Source organism: Spirosoma sp., assembly GCF_026391055.1.
Classification (GTDB): domain Bacteria; phylum Bacteroidota; class Bacteroidia; order Cytophagales; family Spirosomataceae; genus Spirosoma.
Genome location: NZ_JAPLET010000030.1, coordinates 316,484 through 336,970, shown reverse-complemented (window position 1 = coordinate 336,970; position 20,487 = coordinate 316,484). Strand labels below are relative to the sequence as shown.

Genomic DNA, 20,487 nt, shown 5'->3' with positions numbered 1-20,487 from the left:
TTGAGGCTATCTATAAAGCGAAGGAACGGATAAGGACAGGCGTAGTCCTTCGTTAGCGGGCAGAGGCATAAAGTGCTTGCAGACTCTTGGGGGCCAGTGGTTTTGGTACAATGGTCATCCCATCTTTCAGGCTTTGGATACCTTCGTAAACAATGCGGTCGCCCGCTTTCAGACCCGATTGGACGATGTAAAACTGGTCGACCCGGCTGCTGGGGACAAAACTTATACTTTTAACTTTATTAGTAGCGTCGATCACGTAAACGTAGTTTTTATCCTGCACTTCAAAGACGGCTTTCTGCGGTACCAGAAGTGCATCGTCCACATCGGTGCTCATCCGGATTTTGCCCGTAGCGCCATGCCGCAGCAGTTGTTTGGGGTTGGGGAAGGCAGCCCGGAAGGCAATGGTGCCGGAGTTGCCCTCAAAGACAGTCTCGGTCGTTTCGATTTTGCCTTTATATGGATAGACCGAATCATCGGCCAAGAGTAGCTCTACTTCACGGGCGGTCGCTTTGTTGGGGTCGTGCCGTTTTTTGATGAAAGCCAGGTACTCTTTTTCCGACACGTTGAAGTAGGCGTACATCTGCCGGAGGTCAGAAATGCTGGTGAGCAGCGCCCCTTCTTCAATCAGGCTGCCCCGTTTAAACGGAATTCGATTAATCACCCCGTCGAAAGGTGCCCGGATACTGGTCAGCGATACATGAAAGCGAGCCTTGTTTAACGCGGCTTTAGCTCCGTCGATGGCTGCTTTGGCCGTTTCCATCTTGGCACGGGCGAGTTTGGATTCGGAGGGAGAGATGATTTTTTTGTCGACGAGTAACTTCACCCGTTCCATCTCTACCTCCGCCGATTGGGCTTCGGCAGTGGCGCTTTCGAGGCTGGCCTGAGCGCGGGATACTTCCACCTGATACTCTGTTCCGTTGAGTTGGAATAAAAGCTGTCCTTTATGAACGGGCTGGCCCTCGTCAACCAGAATATTATCCAGATAACCGGCGACTCTGGCCCGAACTTCCACATTCTGAACGGCTTCCAGCTCACTGGCATAGTCGTGGTCGAGGGTGGCTTCCTGTTTGGTGAGCTGAATAATGGGGATCGTCGGTGCTGATTCTTCCTGCTTTTGCTCGGGTTGAGACGAACAACCGGTCAGCAGAACGCCGGTCAACAGGGCTAGTATGCCTGAATAATATTGCATAAAGAAAAGTTGATCTAAGAAGGTGTCTTTTCGGGGTCAGCGCTGGTTCATTGGCGAACTGATACACTGAATTCGTCGGTAAATAAGCACACGCGACTAAGGATCACCTTAGAAAAGTATTAGAATTTGATTAGAAAGAGCCAGGAGGTTGATTTTTGGCTAAAAGAAGCATATGGATACAGGGTTGACTTTACCGCATCAGGCGCAGAAATAGCCATGGAATAAGTCAACAGGCGCTAGCTTATGGGAATAAGGCGAAAAGCCTTGTTAAATCACCAGGTAGTGCTCCCTACCAACTCTAAAGGCAATAGTGGACTAGGCGATAGCCGATCAGCGGCTAAAATGTACTCTAAAACTTCCGTTTTTGAGGGTCAATTTAGTGGTGCCTCTATAGACATCGAAGTAAAAAGTGCCTTCGAGGATTTTATCGTCAATTTTAGTGACCGTAAGCATCCCATTGACGGAACCAGAAATAGTTTCGTAGCTATCCGTTCGACTCCGGGCGAAATATCCTGTCATTATGGGTATGCTCTCCGGTTTGCCCGTTAATCCTTTTGTTGTATAAAATACCAATTGTTGAGAAAAATCGTCATTGTCTGCCCCAAACATGAAATACTCCGGTGTAGTATAATAGCCGTATTTATTTCCATCGAATGCGTACTCTACTTCGCCCGCAGTTACTTTAATAAAATAGTCAGTCGCCGGTTTTGGTGGAATGACGTCTTCATTGCCTGACAACAGAAGATGACCCGTTGGACTAGTAAATTTCAGCGTACCTCCGCTATATATTAATCGTTTGGCCCGAGCTGAATCGGTTGACACGATTACGGTATGACCAGGATTGAGAACGACGGTATCTGTCAAGCTTGGCTCGTGGCCGCACGACCAGGTGGAGGGGGAAGACCAGTTACCCGACAGTATGCTTTCGCAGTACGTATTTGGACGCACCGGCTCGTAGCTAACAGTAAAGCAATCCGTTAGCCCAACCGCCGTTAAGGGTGGAGGAGTCGAGGTTACCGATAGATCACTTGTTTCCTTAAACGTACCTACCCGGAAGACCTTACCATCCCCAGCTGGAAGCGATCCTCCGCACTCGTCGCCCCCTGTAGTCGATCCAATCGTAAAAGCTTGTTCTATTTGTCGCTCCGGCCGGTACAAGGCCACAAACGCATCCTCCTGATAGCCGAACAGAGTCATCGTCGAACCAATTGTAGCCGTTCCCTTTGTATTGAGCGCAAACTTTATGCTAGGGAGTTGAGCCGTGGCGATTATCGAATGAGCGAGTAGACAAACGAAGGCCAGCAAAACCGTAAGGGCAGGTAACGATCGGCGCATGCCGTGATTCGGAGTAAGTATCCAAATAACAAATTAACAACTTTACTACTAAAACGTCAATACGCGCTAACGAAGACAGATTGACTCCCCAACCGCATTGCGCCACACTGTTTTCGGACTAAATACTATTGTCATTTTTGAGTTGCCAAAAACGCTCACAAATCGCCCTATCTCACAATAATTAATCTATTCACAAAGCTGATTTAAAAAAGTACTAGAAATCGCTGTATTATGATGTGCGGCAGCTCTAGCCTTTTTCGTAGTAAAGTCGGCATACTACCTAAGTCGGCTATCCTCATTCCTTGTAGACGAAAACGGTGAAATCATCTGGCCAGTAGCCGACCTGAAGTTGTACCTCGTTCGATAGGGTCCGGCAAAAGTTGAGTATGTCGTCGGGTTGGTAAGCTCTCAGTAATGTGTCCGACTCGACTCCTCCACTTAACAGGTTAAATCCCAGGGCAATACGACATTTGGTGAACAGGGTCTCAATAGCGTTGTAAATAAAATTCTCATCAGCATGCCCATAACTGAGTGAGCCGCTAACCAGTACATAATCGGTCATGGGCATGGCTTTATCAAGAAAGTCTCCTTGCAGGAGTACAACATTGTTCTCGTGTTTGTATCGCTGAACAGCGATCTGGAGCAGGTCTGGTAGTTGCTCACAGCCGTAATACGTAATCGAAGAAAATCTCTTTTTTAAAAAAGGGAAAAGATCGGCGTGCCCACATCCGGCATCCAGCACAGAATGTCCGCTTAGATTCCCTATTTGGCTTAACTTATCAAAGCGCATGGTCTGCCCTTCTATTTTCTGCCACCCCAATGCTCGGGTTGTACCGGCACCGTGCCGTTCGATTAATGTTTTGTGAAAACGGGAAATGCCAGCCGTACCGAACAGCTTTATAGGCTCTTTATCCATAGTGAATTACGCCAGACACCGCTTCAGGGAGAACAAAACCGAGCTTATTGTAATAAGGCAGCGGCCACATTAATGATAGAACATCTTTATGGGTGGGGCAATATTTTGCCCAGTAAGTAAATTACACTATTCCTGGAAGAACCAGCTATCATAGTTAAGGAGAGGGGTGTTTAGTAATGTATTTGTTGATGAATTCGCGGTTCCACTCCGTTAGCTGATCATTGACGAACTTTAGCCTGTACTCTTCATTAATATCACTCTTGTAAGCGAGCACCTCTACTGGCTTTCCATAGTCGTTTTTCGAGGAAGAAGCGATCAGGTAGTCCTTGCCTAAAATCGTAACGACCTGATCTTTGCTCATGCCAAGAGCTATCTTTTTGATATTGGCATTTGCACTCCAAGTGACATAATTTGATACACACCCTATTAACAGGCATCCGGCACAATAGATGAGCAAGAAGCTTTTACTAATCAATTTGGCATTTTCCATAAAGACGGTCTATAACTGATCTCGGGTAAAAAGAGCAAATTCAGATTCGGTTAAAAACGGTAAAATAGCTAAATTTTGGACGAGTATTCAAGGTAACTTAGCTTTAAAAGAACCGTTTTGAAAATTGACTATTGGGGCTGCATCGGATGTCATCTGATTACGATTGTCTTTAACGAGGGAAACGTCGAATGTCCCCTCAATTTCATCTGCTTGTGGGTCATACTTAGTAATCCTAATTGTGCCAGTCTTGTTTGAATCCGGTTGATATTGATCTCTAATTACATCGCCCCCAATTAATGTCGTGAAACTCACTCCCACCTGATTTGTATTCGCTGAGCAAGGCTGATGAGTTGAAACTGTATAGACTCCAACTGCTAAAGGTATGCTGGTGAAGGTAAGCGATTGATCACCGCAATATCCTGCACAGAGGGCGGGAGCTTGTAAGCGAGCTTTAGGATAAGATAACTTGTTCTGAATATTCAGATTGATTGTATTGACTCCACAAGAGTCATTGGGGTTTTTCCAAGTAGTTGAAAAACCACCCCAGGCTTGTCCGTTTAGGGTAGCTCTTGTATCTCCACTGAACGCGGGATCTGGAGTAGATTTTGAGCAGCCTAACACCCCAACAAATGCAATAAGCAGCCACTTAAGAGTCTTCATAGAAATATTTTCTTAACTGGACCAAGATTGAGTGACAAGCGTTGGAATAGACTGCTGCATAAGTTGTCCTTGCCCTCTTTAGTGAGCCAGTATTGACTGGCCAATACTAAACCGGCCTGGCCCGATTTCAATGGTGGGTCGCTAGACTATCCAATTTCCTGATTAAGTTTAGCCGATTGGTCAGCAGCTTTTATATCGCTTAGGCGGGCACTGCCGTTTTTGATCTGATAAGGTGAGGTAGTGCCGACTGGTATGGGAAGGGTAAGTTTTTTAAGCCTGAATGCACACATACTTTTCGGTAAATGTCTGAACTAGTAGAGGAAGACAAAAAGCAGTTTAATTCCTCATTTGTGTTTAGGGCTAACGTTAAAAACGTAACTCGTTTATCTAGTTTATACCGGTCGTAGACTGTTTGGAGTTCAGGTAATTCTTTAAGATATGGACCACAAAATATTGGCCATACAGGCAGCAGAGTAACTTTATTTTGGGTTGCTTCTGTAAATCGATTGTACCAGCCTCAAACAAGTTGGCTTTGACGTCTGGTAGCTGTGTTTCAACAGCAAAACGCTTGCCTGCTCAGAGGAAGGGACTTCGAATCAGGCGGGTAGATAGACACTAAAAGTCGCCCCCTGGCCGGGCCGGCTCGTGGCGGTAATGGCTCCGCCATGATTGGCCGCCACCTTCTCGCAGATAGCTAAACCAATACCCGTACCCTCGTACTGGCCTTTGCCCTGCAAACGCTGAAACACCTGGAAAATGCGGTCTATGTACTTCCCTTCGAAACCAATACCATTGTCGATGACCTCAATTTGGTAATAGGCCGCAGCCGCCCGGGCGGGGGTGATTCCAGCCGGCAGAGCGCGCGCCACGATAGTTTGGAAACGGACCTGAATCCTGGGCACGGTATCCGGTCGACGGAACTTCAGGGCATTGCTCAGGAGGTTCAGGAAGAGCTGGCCTAACTGCGAAGCGTCGCCCAGTACCAGAGGTAACGATTCGACCTCAATCTCGGCTCCGGTTTCCGCTATCCGAAGCTCCAGATCACTCAGCGCCCACTCCACTACCTTGTTCAGGTCGATGGCCTGATTGGACTCCTGGCGGGTAGAAATGCGCGAGTACGCCAGCAAATCCCGGATAAGCACCGACATTCGGTAGGCGGCTGCCTGCATTCGGTCGAGGTAGTCGACGCCCTCGCCTAACGTTTCGGCATATTGTTCTTTCAGCAGATCTCCAAATTGCTGAATCTTGCGCAGGGGTTCCTGCAAATCGTGAGAAGCCACATAGGCAAACTGCCCGAGGTTCTCGTTGGAGCGCTGTAAATCCTGAATAGAAGCCTGTAACTGCTGGGTCCGCTGCTGCACCTGCAAGTCCAGTTCGGTAGACAGAGTCCGTAAACGGGCTTCGCTTTCGGCCAGTTCCTGACGGGCTATCCGCTGGTCATGAACGTCGACCACGGTACCAATCATTCCGGCATAGGTGCCATCAGCCTCAAATCGAGGGCTCCCCAGGTCAATTGCCCAGCGGTACTGCCCATCGCGCTGGCGTAAGCGGTAGAGTGCCTGAAAGGGAACCCGTTTCTGGTTAGCCTCACGGAAGACTCTACTCGTTTCGGCCCTGTCGTCGGGGTGGGTAGCGTCGAGCCAGCCAACTCCCCTGGCTTCGTCAGTAGTCTGGCCGGTGGTTTCGTGCCACTGTTTGTTAAGGTAGGTGCAGTACCCGTCGGGCTGCGTTTCCCACATAATGGCAGGCACAGCATCCGTCAACCGGCGAAAGTATGCTTCGCTTTCCAGCCGTTGTTTTCGAGCCAGTACCTCCTGTGTCACCTCAACGGCCATTTCCAGCACCGCATAGACCTCGCCAGCGGCATTTCGCAGCGGCTTTAAACTAATGTCAAAATAGTAGGTTCCGGGTATGCCATTGATCACCAGATCGGCCGGCGCTTCCGTGGCATCAAATGACTTACCCGTAGTAAATACGTTATCCAGGAGCTGGATAGCGGGGGTATCTACCGGTCTTTTCAACACCTCCCGAATGGGTTTGCCCACAATGGATGGTCCCTGCCCAAAGAAGGTGATCATGGATTCATTGGCAAGGTCAATCCGCATTTCGGGACCTACGAACAGACAGGTAGCAACGGGAGCCTGCTCAATGAGGGTGCGAAATTTGGCTTCGCTGGCTTCCAGATCCTGCCGGGACAGTACCTGCGCGGTCACATCCTGGCAAAGCAGAATAATCCCGCTAATGGTGCCGTCGGGTTCCTTGTAAGGCTGAACCGTCAGATTCGCATAACCTTCCTTCTTCGTTCCCTCAACGACCGCAACATAAGGGTGATCGTAGCGGTAGAGGGAGTCGCCGGTTTGTTTGACGTGCTCAATGAAGAGGCTGAGGTCGGTCTGAGCTTCGGGAACGACATCGAAAAAGCGGTTTCCCTGTAAGCTGTCCGGACGGCGACCAACGAGTTGAGCATAAGCTTCATTAGCGATCTCTACGTTGAGGTCCGGACCACTCAGTACAGCAATGCCTACAGACGCTTTTTGCACTAGTTGCTGAAAGCGTTGCTCGGAGGCTTGCAACCGGTTAAAGCTTTGTACTTTCTGGGTAGTTTCGAAGCAGGTGACCAGCACCCCGGCAACCTCGCCGGTCTCATCTTTTATGGGACTATGGCTAAATGTCCAGCAGGCATCTTCAAGCTGCCCATTGCGGTAAATGGGAATGAACTGGTCTTCGCTCCAGGTGGCCTCTCCTCCGTCCAGCACTTGCCTGATCAGCGGGTAAACAATCGGCCAGATCTCCGGCCAGCAGTCTTCTCCTCGCTGCCCCAGGGCGGTAGGGTGTTTGCCTGTGTTGCCCAGGCTGGGCCGGTAAGCATCGTTGTAAAACTGGATCAGCTCCGGTCCCCACCACAAAAACATGGGAAACCGGGCGTTTAGAATAATACTCAATGTGGCCCGCAGGCTTTGCGACCAGTGGTCGGGTGTACCCAGTGATGTCTTTGACCAGTCATACTGTCGGGTAAGCATCCCCATCTCTCCGCCATCGGCCAGGAAGGGGTACGTATGGGCGGTAGCAGTGGTTTCCAAACAATTACAGTCTATGGATATAGGCAAGTTAGCCAATCAGGAGCAATTAAGTAAACAACCATTGTGCAAATGAACGGATCTGATTTGTTACGGCTATCGCACTGGCCATGGTGAAGCCCCATATAGCAACCGCCCGCTTTAGCGGAGCGTACCCTGTGTGAAGGGCTGCGACGACCTGAATCATGCATCAAAAACTGGTTCGTTATTGTACGTACCCTTTCGATGATGTGTAGCAGTAAAGATGGTACTTAATGTAGTCCGTATAGGTAATTGTTTCATTTTCAGTCGTCTGATTCTGAAAATAAGAAACTATTTTCATTTTAAAGGGTTCGTTAAATAAGAAGAGGTGTATACGTTGGTTGCAGGTGTAATCATTTTGCCAACTCTGGCAATACGTTGAATCAGATTCGACTTTAGCATCGCAGTCAGCCTGTTAATTCTATCCAGGAAGATCACCAAGTATACTATGAAACTCTACATCAAATATATGGTCAGTATGCGTTGTAAAATGATTGTACAGGCCGCACTTGATCAGCTCGGATTGGAGCATGAACCAGTCGAGTTAGGAGAGGTAGAACTTAAAGAAGGAATTATAGGTGAACAGCGGGATGAATTGAACCGCATTTTGGTGAAAGTAGGCCTCGAATTGATGGATAATCGAAAAGCTATACTGATTGAACGAATAAAGACAGTCATCATTGACCTTATTCATTATGCCAGTGAATCGCCTAAAATCAATAACTCTAACTATATCAGCGAGAAACTACACTACGATTACACATACCTGGCTAATCTGTTCTCAGAGGTAACGGGTTCCACCATTGAGAAGTATATCATCAACCAGAAAATTGAAAAGGTAAAGGAATTGATACTCTATAATGAGCTTAATCTTACCCAAATAGCCAATAAACTAAATTATAGTAGCGTAGCGCATTTATCCAACCAGTTCAAAAAAGTAACAGGCGTGACGCCCCGTTCTTATAAACAACTCTCGGCTAATAAGCGAATTGGGCTTGAAAATGTAGGGGTTTTGGTGCCGTGTAGTTAACGATGTGGTAATAATGTAACAAATAGGGTTTATTGTGTAAGATATGCTCTTTTCGAATAATATAAGTTTGTTGTATAAAGGACTTGTTAATTTATTACAATCAAATGGTACAAAAACCTCTACTTTGTCTACTTCTGGTAACCCTGCTGACTGTGCCGAAAGTTGTGTTCGGTCAGACGCTTAACCTGGGGACCACATCCGGATTTGCGCTGTTCACCGCAAACGGAGCACTTACCAATGCAGGGGCCTCTGCTATAATAGGCGATATTGGTACGAATGTGGGAGCCATCAGTGGTTTCGAAACGGCATCCGTAACGGGCAGTACGCGTCTTGCTAGCAGTACGCAGTCCATGCAGGCGGCCCTTGATGTTGTATCGGCCTACAATTCGATGGGTTTGTTTACCTGCGGTACCCAGATAGCCGCTGAGTTAGGCGGTCAGACGCTGTCGCCGGGAGTCTCCTGTCAGAGTACGGCTTCACCTACCACCCTGAACGGAACGTTAACATTAAGCGGGTCAGGAACTTTCATTATCAAACTAAGTAGTGCTCTGGTCACCGCAACAAACTCCAGTATTGTGCTGACAAATGGTGCTACGGCTAACAATGTATTTTTCCGGATAGAAGGAGCGGCAACGCTGGGTACCGGTTCTTCGTTCAAGGGAACTATACTGGCCCTGGGTGCTATCGTCCTGAATACTACAACCCTTGAAGGAAGAGCCCTGTCGACAACCGGAGCCATTACCCTGAATGCCAGTAACGTTACGAATGTAGGAGTCGCCAACCCTCTGCCGGTTTCGCTGGCGTCCTTCACGGCAAAGGCGCAGCCCAACCATACTGTAAGAATAGACTGGGTAACATCGCTGGAAACCAATAATAAAAATTTCCTGATCGAGCGCAGCAAAGACTTAAGGCTCTTTGAGACCGTAGGTGTCGTGAGCGAACTGGCCCCGATGAGTAACGCCCTGAAGACTTACAATCTGATTGACGCGATGCCTTATGCAGGTACCAGTTACTACCGCCTGACCCAAACCGATCTGAATGGTAAGGTCAGCGTTTACCCGGCTGTTTCGGTCGTGTTACGGGACGATGCCTATGGTGTATTTCCCAACCCGGTTGTGGGTGAAGGTCGGTTTGGCCTTCGGCTGGATGAGCCCGAAACGGCAACGGTAAAATTTTATAGTGCGGATGGACGTGCCTTACCACTTCAGAAAACGGGCGTTGAGTCGGGCAATCTTCTCCTGAAAATGAGTAGCAAACTCGCAACCGGGGTGTACGTACTAACCGTTGAAGAACGGGGTCAGTCCCGTCAGCACCGTATTGTTATCGAGTAAGGGTTTACGTATCAAATCGCGGATTTTATCCCATTAAATTTCATGACTCATGAGCAAAAAAGCTATACAATATATATCCGCTTCTGTGCCTAAAAAGGCCTATAAAACCCCCAGGATCAAATCGCTGGGTAGTGTGAAGCAACTGACATTAAAAACGGGTTCGGCCGTAGATGGTTTTGGTACGTTTGGTTAACCGTTTCGGTTAACGTCTACATAAAAAGAGCCTGACTGGTTATTCCAATCAGGCTCTTTTTATGTAGACGTTAGGAGACTTACACCCGCAGGAATACTTTTTTCTTGTAAAGCAAGTACAGAAAAGCCCATTTAACGGCCAGAAAGGCAACAACCGCCCCAACGGCAGTTACCACTTCGGAAGAGGACTGCTTGAGCAGACCGCCGAAGAAAAAACGGGCAGCGTACTCGAAGTCGATGAATTCGCCCGCCAGGTAAATCAGAATGGAGTTCATGCCGATGACTGTGAAGAAAAACGTCCAGCGTTTGATACCTTTTACGTCAATAACCCAGTAAAATACGGCCAGTAACAGCAGACTTAATCCACCCGTAACCAACACGAACGAGCTGGTCCAGAGGTTTTTATTGATGGGGAAAACGAAATTCCAACCCCAGCCGATCAGCACAAAAATTGCCCCGGCACCGAGCAGCATTACGGCCTTCTGGTTGCCCGTTCGGCCATGGGTTCGCAGAAATGTACCGGCAAAAATACCAAGCAGGGTATTATCAATGGCGGGGAGTGTGGAGAACAGCCCTTCCGGATCGTGAATCGTTTTATACAAATGCCCCGGTACCACCATGCGGTCGATAAAGCTGGCCAGGTTACATTCCATAGTAAGTACACCCGCTCCACAGCCGGGTACGGGTACCAGCATCATCAGCGCCCAGTAGCCCAGCAGTAGTCCGACGAACCAGATATACTGAGCGCGGGGCTGGAAATACAGGTAGATTAACTGCGCAAACATCCCGGCCAGACCAATGCGGCCCAGCACACTCGGGAAACGCATATCCTCGAAAACCCGGTTAAACAGCCCATTGTTATAAATGATGCCCAGCACAACCAGAATGAGCCCCCGGCTGATGATCTTGCGGGCAATCTTCGTTTTGTCTGTCCCCTGATCGAGCCGCGACCCGACCGAAAAGGGAGTCGACACGCCCGCCATGAACATGAACAGCGGAAAGATGAGGTCGTAGGCCCGAAACCCATTCCAGGCGGGGTGCGAAAACTGGTCGGCCAGCAGAATAGCCCCTGCCCATCCGGTCGTTTTGGCCAGCACGTGAAAGATTTCTTCCCCGCCCATGATCCAGAACATATCGAAGCCGCGCAGCGTATCGAGTGAGAGCAGTCGTTTAACGGGTGTTGGCTGAGCGATAGCCGGTTCAATGGGCGTGTGTAATGTACTCATTTGATGTAGGTTCTGGAAAAAACAGGCTTTTGATGAAGGAATAGGTATAGTGCCAGCCCAAATTAGTCTTTTTTTGCCTGTTTTCGGGCTTTGTACGACTTAAAACGATTATTGTATTCCTCCATCTGGTCGGGTTTGTATCGTTGGCGGTATTCGGCTGGCAGATCGAGCCGTTCGGGGGCCAGCGCCGGAGCCTGATCTGCCAGCGTATTTTGCCCTTTGGCGTTTTTGATCAGCTCAAACGAATCGTATTTCTCACCCGTCACGGTATAGGATTGATACGACAGTCTATCGCCGTCTATTGAAATCGTCTGGTACAACTGGGTGTTGGAAGCCGCCCGGTCCATCCAGTCCTGCAAGCCGATGTCATACATTTTAGGGCCGCTGACCGACACCACATAAATGGGTCCATCGGGGTGTTTTCGACTCTTGCCCAGCGGCATGTTCAGCCCCCGGCCGTAGGTATGGTCATGCCCCTGCAAGACCAGGTCGACCCCCATTTTTTTATAAATCGGCTCCATCCGCTCGCGCCATTCATTGTTATCACGTCCCTGCTTCGTGGAATAAATGGGGTGATGGTGCACAACGACCGTCCAGCGGCTGGGATTGTTGGTCAATACCTGCCTGAGCCAGTCGGCCTGAGCCGTCAGTACGGTCGAATCAAGCAGGGCCGCCTGCGAATTCAGGGAGATAAAGCGTGTTCCTTGGTAATCAAAAAAATACGTGGTTTCTTCCAGACCCTTTGGACCATTTTCGGGCAGTACGAACGAGGGGCGCCAGTGCCTCGATACCTGGGTCTTTCCCTGTTCATCCTTAAAATACTCGTGGTTGCCGGGCGTTGCCAGGGTTGGCACCATGCCATTGATCCAGCCTCCTGCTTCGAACCACTCTGCCCATTGCCAGTCAGCGTTGGAGGTGGTAATCAGGTCGCCCGCATGAATCATCAGATTCGCTTTCGGCAGGGTTGAATAAGCTCCCCGGATGGCGCGTGACCATAGCGACCGGATATCGTTCTGCGCATCGCCGAAATACAAAAAAGAAAACGGCGCGGGCCGGTCCTGCGCCGTTTTAAACGGGAACCACTCGCTCCAGTGGGTGCCATCGCCCACGCGATAGCTGTACTGCGTGCCAGGCTTCAGGTTTTTAAAATGTACTGAATGATACCGAACCGCTTTCCCGTCGAGAACAACCCGCTCGGTGGTGGCGGCCACAACCGAAGCACTGTTGACGAAATCGGGCGAGGGGTCGGCTTCAGCAATGGCCCCCACAGCGGTTGTAACGGTCGAGTCGGTGCGCCAGTTGACCGACTGAGACGTGGCTGGATTGCCCTGCCAGCCCAGGATGAGCCGGTCGGGGTAGGCCGTTGGCGAATAATCTTTGTGGAGCTGCGCCCAAGCCGGCGACAGGCTCAGGACGAGCAGGCAAGTCAGAAAATGTTTTGTCATACTGATGAGGAAAGTATACGCTTAGTGGGTTGATTTGGCAGCCAGGGTTCTGTAGACCAGAAGTACCTGATCCGTTTGGATGACGTCCACGCCGAAGTGAGCCGCTTTCTGGTATTCAGCTGGGGTGTCAAACCCGTCCAGCAGATCAGAAAATACCTTTATGTTTTGCTGATGAATCTGACTGGCAAGGGCTTCGGTCAGGGCAGACCAGCTTACGTCGAACGCATATGGATGCAGACTGGCGATTTTAGCGGCCATCTGGTCAGCTCGTTTCAGACCAGGCATAAGCCTGGCTCTCGGTGCTGTGTTTTTCAGCGCCAGCAGTTTTTCGTCGGAGCCGTAAAAAACGGCATCGGTAAGTAACCCATAGCGGGTCAGGGTGGCCACCAGCGGCTCGGGGGCCACGTCTTTGCAGTCGACATACAGGTTGGTTTTTACCGAATGCCGGGCATTCCAGTCGGCCAGCAATTGGCAAACTTCGTTCAGCGTTGGAACTCGTTCGGTTTTAAAGGCATCTCTCATCCCGTTGGCGGCCGATAATTTTTTCAGGTCAGCCAGTGTCTGTTTGCTGACCGGGCCGGTGCCGTCGGTCGTGCGGTTCAGGGTGCCGTCGTGCAAAATCACCAGCTTGCCGTCTTTCGTCGTTCGAACATCAATCTCGATGTAATCGACCTGCATTTGCAGCGCCAGCCTGAACGTGGCCAGTGTATTTTCAGGTGCCGCCGGAGATGCTCCCCGGTGCGCTGAAATACCCATTTTGTGATGCGTCGCAAGACTGTTTCGGAAATAGGAGATCGAGTCCATTCCCGGCGACTGGCTCCAGGCGGGGTTTAATCCAATAAACCACCCGAACAGTAATCCCGGCATCAGGCGTCTTAGCACTCGTTTCATTTATGCTGTGCGTTTTTGAGATTGGGTTTGGCCCGCCAGTCGGCTTCCGGACCAAACCGGAGATGCATCGACTTGTCGGGTTTTTCATAGGCCGGATAGTGGTAGATCAGCCGGTTTGTCAGCAGGAAACATACGCTCGAAATCGTTACGGTAAGTGCCAGACGCAGCCAGAGCTGTCGGTAAACGGGCGCAAAAGAGGAGAGAGGCTGGATATTGACCGTTTCCCGTTCGTGCGGTACCGCCAGCACTAGTCCCGTGGCCAGGATGGCGTTTACCATGATGACCCACTCCGTAAGCAGCCGTTGGGGGCGCCAGTCGACCAGAGCCCGTTCAAAATTACCGATGACCATCAGCCAGAGCAACACCAGAAAAATAAGCTGCCCACGCCCGAGCCAACTGGCCGTAACAATGGACAGCGGTTCGCGATTGTGCCGACGAATGAGCAGGATAAACAGCAGAAGAATCAGCAGCCAGGTTACGGTAAACCAGCCCGCGGGTGTCATGTGCAGCAGGTTGACGCCGGGCAGTCGCCCCAGGTAAGGCGCATCCCACAAAGCGGCCGTGGTCCTGGAGGTACCATCCGGCGAAGCAACGGTTTGTGCCCACACGTCGGGGTTCAACTGCTCACTCCAGTCCTCGACATTCTTAACCAGATTGACGTACGGAATGGCCAGCCAGACGAAAACAATAGCGACGCCCAGCGTCCATTTGCCGTTGTCGGAAGCCCGTTGCGAAGAATCGGTATGAAGCGGGATTCGGGTTGCCAGATAGCCCAGCGCCACTACAATGGCGATGCCGTTCACGAAACCGTAACTCTGCTCCAGAAAGCTGTGCCAGTTCTGATTCTGCCAGTTGCTCCAGCTGATGGTGATGGTTTTAAACGCGTCGCTTTCGGGTGAAAGCCCTCTGCCGATTAGTATACGTGGATTTCCGGGTGCCATCATCAGTTGCTTGACCCACTGAATCCCCGAAAAACCGAGTCCGCCAATAATACCGCTGATGAGCGATGCCACGGCGACGGGTACCAGTTGGTTTCGGCGCATCCAGCGAATCATGCCGATAAACGCGCCTGTAATGCCTGCCCAGTCGTCGCTGCGGGGCGGGGTCATGCGGAGGCCTCCGTAACTGGCGAAGAAGACGCTGCCGAGTACAGGGACGATCAGGAAGAAAAGCAGCCAGCCAGCCGCCATGTACACAATGAGTGAGGCCCCGTGGCGGAACTTGCCGAACCGGTAAAAGTAGGCCGTTGCGCCCAGCAGCAGCCCGATGATCCAGCCAATGTGCTGCGGATAATCGCTGAACCACTGGGGCCAGTTATTGAGAAAATTGGCCGAATCGAAGACCAGTGTCCCTGTTTCGGGATTAATGTAAGCCGGGTCGCCAAGCGGGTAAGTTAGCAGCGACGCCAGTTTCCGATCCAGGCCGACCAGTTGCAGCGTAAGTTGAACTAACCAGCCGAACAGCGCCCCAAGGCCCGCAAAAACGGGCAAAAACAGGCTGTTCTTCTCGTTACGGTCAATCAGGTCGTACAAGGCCATCGCCAGCAGCGCAGACAGTGCCGCCAGATAATCGGCATCGAGCCAGTACAGCGGACTCTTGTGCCGCGACCAGGTATGATCGGCCGGAAGGCCCGCTTGCAGCCATTCCACCAGCGGGTCTTCCAGTAAATCCTGAAGAAGCCAGCTGCCGAAAAGAAACAGAACGGGTTTGACGAGTTGAACGAGCCGTTCGCGCTCGGCCACCGCTGCCAGTGCCGTTCCCGCTCCGCCCAGTGCCGCCCATAAAAAGCCAAGGTAAAACAGACCAACGTACCCGAACCACTGCGAGGCCGTCTGGCCGCTCTGGGTATAGGCAATAACCTGCATGTAGGAGATGGAACCACCAAAGCCCCAGCCAATAGCTCCGAAGAAGGCAAAATAAAGAACACGCTGGCGCCAGTCGGCCCGCCCCGACAGCAGGGGGACAACAATAGCTGCGAGGCACCCGGCAAAGGCGGCTCCGTACTCGTGGCCGAAATTACCCCGAATGCCCCAGCCAATGGACAGGGACAGGCCAGTCAGCAGGACGGCACCGAACCGCCAGCCAGGCGATTGTGTAGTTGAAAGGCGCATGAACTGTCGTTAAATAACGGGCATCCCAACCAGCTCCGGCCCCTGATGGTCGCCCACGGCGTCCCGAATAACGGACAGGTCGTGGCGAAGACGCTGGCTGAAGAGGGCAATGTCGAAACTATGCACGATGATGTTGACGCCCTCGTTTATCCACTTGATCTGGCGTTCGGGCTCCAGCGAAAAATGAATGCCGATGAACAGCCCTTTCGAACGGGCGGTGTGAATAATGGTGCGAACGGCCGCGTCGAAATCGGGGTGGTCGTACTGCTCCGGTAAGCCCAGACTAACCGATAAATCGTGCGGACCGATGAACACGGCATCGAGACCCGGTACCGACAACAGTTCGTCCAGCCGATCCAGCGCGGGTACGCTTTCTATATTGGCAATGCATAGCTGATCGGCGTTATAAGCCGCGATATACGCCTGCATATCGGCCGACAGAATTTCGGTGCCATTCAGCACATTGGCTAGCCGTTCGCCTTTTAGCGGCCGATATTTAGTAGCACCCACCAACTCCCGAACCTGCTCTGCCGATTCGAGGTACGGGGCTACCACGCCAATGGCCCCGCCATCAATTACCTGACAGGCCCGGAATGGGTCGGGGCTGGGTATCCGGACGATGGGCGTAATCCCGTAGGACCGGAACTGCTGGCAGAGGGTAGCTAGTTCGGCCCGGTCTATCGGGATGTGTTCGGTGTCTAAAAAGACGAAGTCCAGTCGGACCTGCTGAACGGCTTTCGGCCACATGGGTGCAGTCGACGTGATGCAGGTGCCATAAACACGATGGCCCTGTTGTAATTTTTGACGGAGACTCGGTTGGGTTGACCCCTTCATATTGACCACGGATTACATGGATAGTTAATGGCTAACTACTCCTAGTCGTACTGATTACCGGCTTAGTGGAGCGCTGATCACGCCCAGGTAACGGCCCATCCAGTAAGGAAGTAGCCAGATGTCGCCCGCACTGTGTTCCGATGCGCCATTGCCGCGCGTCCGGTCCAGGGCAAAGGTGTTGCCGTTGTGCCGCTGGATGGGCCGTTCGGCGGGTGAAAGCACTTCTTTGGTGGTTTGCCCCCGGAAGTTATCGGCCAGCATCTCTATATCCTCCCGGTGGCTGTTACGGATTTCCCAGTCGATCAGGTCGAGCGGGTGCTCCCTCAGGTACCAGGCGGCTTCGTTAAGGTCAAAGGTTTTGGTGCCGGTAAGGGCCGTGAAAATATTCCAGGCACCGTCTTTTTCGGGCCGTTCAATTTCCCAATGGTCGAGTATCGCCTTTTTGTAATTTGCTTTCAGGGTATCGTTGAGCGCATAGCGGTACAGCCCCCAATAGCCCACAAAATACATCTCATCGTCGGAGTGGTTCCAGCCGTCCGACATGTGCTTGCTGTGTTCATCGGCATCGTCTGACGCCCTCCCGATCACCCGCATGGGGCGCATCATATTTTCCAGGTAGCCGTGTTTCTGCATCAGATCAAAGGCCTTTTTGCGGTACTTTTCCTTTTTGGTGAACTGGTAGGCTGTTTGCAGCATGGCGATGATGTTGGACGAGTTCAGCTTGCGGTCGCCCACGTTGACGGGAAACGCGTTGACATAGTCGGGGTTCCATTTACCCCAGAGCGTTGGCTTGCCGTTGAAGTCGATCAGGTACAGGTCGTGGCTCAGGATATGGCTCATGAGGGTGTCGATGAGGGTAATGGCCCGTCGTTGCATCGGCTTGTCGTCGACCAGTTCGGCCATGGCCCCGAAGGCGAAAATATGGCCAATCACTTCGTCGCTGCTGGTAGTCGATTTCCAGTCCCAGCCCGGCTGGGGCGAATGCTGCCAGCGTTCGGGGTCGCTAAGCCGGGCAATGTAGCCCGCCCGTTCAAACGACCGCGCCGGAAAGCCGGGCACAGGATTGATGGTATACAGCCGCTCCATGGCATCGAGCGATTCGCGGCAGTTTTGCAGGGCGTCTTTTTCTTTTGTGACAGCGTACCGGAAAATTTCTCCCGCCAGATACATGGAGGTCCACAAACCGTCGTTGTCCGAATCGGCCAGGTATCCCGTTGCCAAATTCCCTTTCTCAAGTCCATCCAGCGAGGCATTGAAGCCATTCCGGATGTGTCGGGTCCGCACCTGTTCTTCGTAAAATACGGCTTTATCGTGCAGGGTCATGGATTTGGTGGCTAGTTCGGCCATGCCTGCCGTGGTGAGCACCAGAACGCTATTTTTAGGTCCGGCAGCCAGCTGCGTGACTTCATTACCCGGCAGCCAGCGTTCGCCGTTATAATAATTGAACTTACCATCCGGCCGCAGGGAAAACGCGCCTTTGGTGGAGCCGAACCAGAGCTGCCCGTTTATGTCGGCCACGGCTGTTAATTCGGTCCAGGGTAGTTTGCGGTGGATGTCTCCGGTCTGAGTTTTGGTGAGCGGGTCGAACTCTAGGTAGCCGTCAGTGGTGCCAATAACCACCTTTTTGCCCTGACCGGTCAGGTCGAAAGCGGTGAAGTTCTCTCCGTGCAGGACGTTGGTAAGTTTATACCCCTTATCGGAAAGGGTGTACAATCCCTTTTTGCCCAATATCCAAAATAGACCGGTCGTTGGTTGGTACCGCATCCCGATGACCTGATCGTCGGGCAATGCGCCTTTCCACAGTATCGATGTTTCCTTTACCAAATGCAGGGCTTTCCCATCCGAAACGAGGAAGGTGAAGTTAGCGCCACCTACAAACAACCGCGCCTGCGGTAGCTGGTGTTGGGCGTAGAATTTTCCGGCCCAGGCATTACTCAGCACCGCCTGATCGTCGAGGTAAATGATTTGCTGGTCGTATGTGCCTACTGCAGCCAGTTTCCGGTCCTGCAAAGGGCGATAGGTGCGGTCGGGTTGCAGGGTGCCGGGAATCAGAAACTGCCCGCCGTGGGAATGGAGCAGCCCATCGGTACTCATGAGCTGAATTACTCCGTTGCGGTCACAAGCCAGACTCGTGAGTTTGCCGGTTGTTTTCTCCGAATAATATTTGATGCTGTACGTCTGCCCAAAGGGTTTGTCCTGGTAAACCGACTGGGCCATCAACAGCCCCGTACAAAGCGTAAGTAAAAGAATAAAAAGTCCGGTAGAGTAACGTTTATACATAATAGTCGAGGTTCAATTGATATACGGCAAAGCAGCGCTATCGGGCTATCTGCGGTCCGGTAAATTTTATACGCATCGAAAAACTGGCTCAGCTTATACTGAACGGAAGGTGTGATAAAGATGAAGCGCGTATTATTTAATTGTTAAAAAGGCCCGAAAGAGGGTATAAATAAAGTCCTGATACTAAGCGATTAACGAAAGGGGCTGTCGTCTTTGATTATGTAAATATAAAATCGGCGCCGTTTGCGCAAATAGAGGGTATTAATACGCAAAGTGCGAAGATTTATTGAAATATCGTGCTCTATATTTGTTTCGAAGATCGGGAGGATGCCAAATATAATTTGGCGATGTGAGGGTATGTGAACGCGAGATTGCTAGTTCTTAGTCAATTATATACGAAATATTTGGCAAATGATCCAAATATAATTTGGATATATGTCAGAATCATAGTAAAAGATTCGTAGTCCTTAGTTTACCCAACCCTTACCACAAACCTCCTCCATGAATAGTACCTATTCACTCGAATCTATCCTTGGCAACGTCATTCAGGGCGACCAGGCTGCATTTGCAAAACTCTACCGGCATTACCGTTTGCCAGCCCTCAAATTTTGTCTGTATCTGGTAAAAGATCAGGAGGAGGCCGAGAACATGATTCATGACGTATTCATAAAAATCTGGGAGCGACGTGCCCAAATTAATCCGGGCCTGAACTTCAATTCCTATCTGTTTACCTGCCTTCGAAACATGGCGTTCGACTATCTGAAGCAGGTTGAAAAAAGCCAGCTCCTTCGGCAACGCTACATGGAACAGATGCAGAGCCTTCCGGAAGATCCTGACGATCAGGAAGCCCGCATTCAGTTGCTCGAAGTAGCCATCAGTTCGCTTTCCGAAAAGCGAAAGATGATTTTACTCCTGAATGTAGAGGGCGGCAAGTCGTATCAGGAGATTGCCGAAATGCTGCGTATTTCCAAAAACACCGTTAAAAATCAGCTCGTAAAAGCCAAGCAGCTCCTGCGCGAAAAGCTGGATTTCTCACTTTCTTAGATACCTATATAGGTACCCGGTTCATACATGGTGAATAGTGTAGAGAACCGCCTGACTCCGGCCACCCGGCTTGCGGTCCCCTGGAGCATCAATATCTAAAGTCGCAGGTGCTGGTCAGTTGCTGCTCGTTGAAAAAATAAGTGGCTTACGGATAGTCCTTTATATGATGTTGCCAGTATTACTGGCAAACCAGCTAAAGGTTACGATACAATGTCAACGTCTGACAGTAACTATCTGATCCAACAACTTCTCCGTAACAACCTGACGCGAGCAGAACTGGACGAATTTCTGGCTGGCCTGCATGATGAAGACGCTGTCCGGGCATATTCGGAGGTGCTACAAACCTTCTTTACTGCCTTATTGAATCAACACGACTACCAGACTGAACCTGACCCGCAAACGGAATAAGCGAAAC

The 20,487-nt window shown here is 50.9% G+C and carries 17 protein-coding genes; 5 read left to right on the top strand and 12 right to left on the bottom strand.

The window, feature by feature from the left end; translation table 11 throughout:
* Nucleotides 1-52: 52 nt before the first annotated feature.
* The 6 genes from NT073_RS30475 to NT073_RS30450 all read right to left on the bottom strand — a co-directional run bounded on the left by NT073_RS30475 (nt 53) and on the right by NT073_RS30450 (nt 7,670).
* Nucleotides 53-1,189, bottom strand: coding sequence for an efflux RND transporter periplasmic adaptor subunit (locus NT073_RS30475; RefSeq protein ID WP_297381708.1), 1,137 nt, complete (start codon nt 1,187-1,189; stop codon nt 53-55).
* Nucleotides 1,190-1,519: 330 nt separating this feature from the next.
* Nucleotides 1,520-2,524, bottom strand: coding sequence for a hypothetical protein (locus tag NT073_RS30470; RefSeq protein ID WP_297381706.1), 1,005 nt, complete (start codon nt 2,522-2,524; stop codon nt 1,520-1,522).
* Nucleotides 2,525-2,819: 295 nt separating this feature from the next.
* Nucleotides 2,820-3,440, bottom strand: a complete 621-nt coding sequence (locus NT073_RS30465) for a class I SAM-dependent methyltransferase (protein WP_297381704.1) — start codon at nt 3,438-3,440, stop codon at nt 2,820-2,822.
* 154 nt (nt 3,441-3,594) lie between these two features.
* Nucleotides 3,595-3,801 carry a hypothetical protein gene (locus NT073_RS30460; protein ID WP_297381703.1) on the bottom strand — a complete coding sequence of 69 codons (207 nt, stop codon included), beginning with the start codon at nt 3,799-3,801 and terminating at the stop codon, nt 3,595-3,597.
* Between the two features lie 216 nt (nt 3,802-4,017).
* Nucleotides 4,018-4,590: a DUF6252 family protein gene (locus tag NT073_RS30455; protein ID WP_297381700.1), complete on the bottom strand. Its 573-nt coding sequence runs from the start codon at nt 4,588-4,590 to the stop codon at nt 4,018-4,020.
* Nucleotides 4,591-5,186: 596 nt separating this feature from the next.
* Nucleotides 5,187-7,670 (bottom strand): PAS domain-containing protein, encoded by a 2,484-nt coding sequence (locus tag NT073_RS30450; protein ID WP_297381698.1) that lies wholly within the window; start codon nt 7,668-7,670, stop codon nt 5,187-5,189.
* Between the two features lie 466 nt (nt 7,671-8,136).
* Here NT073_RS30450 and NT073_RS30445 point away from each other — a divergent pair, with 466 nt between their 5' ends.
* The 3 genes from NT073_RS30445 to NT073_RS30435 all read left to right on the top strand — a co-directional run bounded on the left by NT073_RS30445 (nt 8,137) and on the right by NT073_RS30435 (nt 10,242).
* Entirely contained in the window at nt 8,137-8,718 is a 582-nt protein-coding gene (locus NT073_RS30445) for an AraC family transcriptional regulator (protein WP_297381696.1), read from the top strand.
* Nucleotides 8,719-8,822: 104 nt separating this feature from the next.
* Entirely contained in the window at nt 8,823-10,049 is a 1,227-nt protein-coding gene (locus tag NT073_RS30440) for an ice-binding family protein (protein ID WP_297381694.1), read from the top strand.
* Between the two features lie 49 nt (nt 10,050-10,098).
* Nucleotides 10,099-10,242, top strand: coding sequence for a hypothetical protein (locus NT073_RS30435; protein WP_297381692.1), 144 nt, complete (start codon nt 10,099-10,101; stop codon nt 10,240-10,242).
* Nucleotides 10,243-10,321: 79 nt separating this feature from the next.
* Here NT073_RS30435 and NT073_RS30430 read toward each other — a convergent pair whose 3' ends face one another.
* The 6 genes from NT073_RS30430 to NT073_RS30405 form a co-directional block, all read right to left on the bottom strand.
* Nucleotides 10,322-11,467: a DUF5009 domain-containing protein gene (locus NT073_RS30430; protein ID WP_297381690.1), complete on the bottom strand. Its 1,146-nt coding sequence runs from the start codon at nt 11,465-11,467 to the stop codon at nt 10,322-10,324.
* Between the two features lie 62 nt (nt 11,468-11,529).
* The gene (locus NT073_RS30425) at nt 11,530-12,912 is read right to left on the bottom strand and encodes a metallophosphoesterase family protein (RefSeq protein WP_297381688.1); all 1,383 of its coding nucleotides are present in this window, start codon (nt 12,910-12,912) and stop codon (nt 11,530-11,532) included.
* Nucleotides 12,913-12,933: 21 nt separating this feature from the next.
* Nucleotides 12,934-13,803 (bottom strand): glycerophosphodiester phosphodiesterase family protein, encoded by an 870-nt coding sequence (locus NT073_RS30420; protein WP_297381687.1) that lies wholly within the window; start codon nt 13,801-13,803, stop codon nt 12,934-12,936.
* The gene (locus tag NT073_RS30415) at nt 13,800-15,914 is read right to left on the bottom strand and encodes a hypothetical protein (RefSeq protein WP_297381686.1); all 2,115 of its coding nucleotides are present in this window, start codon (nt 15,912-15,914) and stop codon (nt 13,800-13,802) included. The genes NT073_RS30420 and NT073_RS30415 overlap by 4 nt, the downstream gene beginning before the upstream one ends.
* Nucleotides 15,915-15,923: 9 nt before the next feature.
* Nucleotides 15,924-16,748 (bottom strand): aldolase/citrate lyase family protein, encoded by an 825-nt coding sequence (locus tag NT073_RS30410; RefSeq protein ID WP_297381685.1) that lies wholly within the window; start codon nt 16,746-16,748, stop codon nt 15,924-15,926.
* A 54-nt stretch (nt 16,749-16,802) separates the two neighbouring features.
* Nucleotides 16,803-18,965, bottom strand: coding sequence for a hypothetical protein (locus tag NT073_RS30405; RefSeq protein ID WP_297382160.1), 2,163 nt, complete (start codon nt 18,963-18,965; stop codon nt 16,803-16,805).
* Between the two features lie 564 nt (nt 18,966-19,529).
* Here NT073_RS30405 and NT073_RS30400 point away from each other — a divergent pair.
* Together NT073_RS30400 and NT073_RS30395 are read left to right on the top strand one after the other, a co-directional pair.
* Nucleotides 19,530-20,072, top strand: coding sequence for a sigma-70 family RNA polymerase sigma factor (locus NT073_RS30400; protein ID WP_297381683.1), 543 nt, complete (start codon nt 19,530-19,532; stop codon nt 20,070-20,072).
* Between the two features lie 210 nt (nt 20,073-20,282).
* Nucleotides 20,283-20,480: a hypothetical protein gene (locus tag NT073_RS30395; RefSeq protein ID WP_297381681.1), complete on the top strand. Its 198-nt coding sequence runs from the start codon at nt 20,283-20,285 to the stop codon at nt 20,478-20,480.
* Nucleotides 20,481-20,487 lie beyond the last annotated feature (7 nt).

Bases quoted from the DNA above. Each gene is read 5' to 3' on its own strand.
- NT073_RS30395 (WP_297381681.1), top strand. From the start codon at position 20,283: ATGTCAACGTCTGACAGTAACTATCTGATCCAACAACTTCTCCGTAAC.
- NT073_RS30400 (WP_297381683.1), top strand. From the start codon at position 19,530: ATGAATAGTACCTATTCACTCGAATCTATCCTTGGCAACGTCATTCAG.
- NT073_RS30455 (WP_297381700.1), bottom strand. From the start codon at position 4,590: ATGAAGACTCTTAAGTGGCTGCTTATTGCATTTGTTGGGGTGTTAGGC.
- NT073_RS30460 (WP_297381703.1), bottom strand. From the start codon at position 3,801: ATGAGCAAAGATCAGGTCGTTACGATTTTAGGCAAGGACTACCTGATC.
- NT073_RS30470 (WP_297381706.1), bottom strand. From the start codon at position 2,524: ATGCGCCGATCGTTACCTGCCCTTACGGTTTTGCTGGCCTTCGTTTGT.
- NT073_RS30410 (WP_297381685.1), bottom strand. From the start codon at position 16,748: ATGAAGGGGTCAACCCAACCGAGTCTCCGTCAAAAATTACAACAGGGC.
- NT073_RS30405 (WP_297382160.1), bottom strand. From the start codon at position 18,965: ATGGCCCAGTCGGTTTACCAGGACAAACCCTTTGGGCAGACGTACAGC.
- NT073_RS30440 (WP_297381694.1), top strand. From the start codon at position 8,823: ATGGTACAAAAACCTCTACTTTGTCTACTTCTGGTAACCCTGCTGACT.
- NT073_RS30465 (WP_297381704.1), bottom strand. From the start codon at position 3,440: ATGGATAAAGAGCCTATAAAGCTGTTCGGTACGGCTGGCATTTCCCGT.
- NT073_RS30425 (WP_297381688.1), bottom strand. From the start codon at position 12,912: ATGACAAAACATTTTCTGACTTGCCTGCTCGTCCTGAGCCTGTCGCCG.
- NT073_RS30445 (WP_297381696.1), top strand. From the start codon at position 8,137: ATGAAACTCTACATCAAATATATGGTCAGTATGCGTTGTAAAATGATT.
- NT073_RS30430 (WP_297381690.1), bottom strand. From the start codon at position 11,467: ATGAGTACATTACACACGCCCATTGAACCGGCTATCGCTCAGCCAACA.
- NT073_RS30415 (WP_297381686.1), bottom strand. From the start codon at position 15,914: ATGCGCCTTTCAACTACACAATCGCCTGGCTGGCGGTTCGGTGCCGTC.
- NT073_RS30435 (WP_297381692.1), top strand. From the start codon at position 10,099: ATGAGCAAAAAAGCTATACAATATATATCCGCTTCTGTGCCTAAAAAG.
- NT073_RS30475 (WP_297381708.1), bottom strand. From the start codon at position 1,189: ATGCAATATTATTCAGGCATACTAGCCCTGTTGACCGGCGTTCTGCTG.
- NT073_RS30420 (WP_297381687.1), bottom strand. From the start codon at position 13,803: ATGAAACGAGTGCTAAGACGCCTGATGCCGGGATTACTGTTCGGGTGG.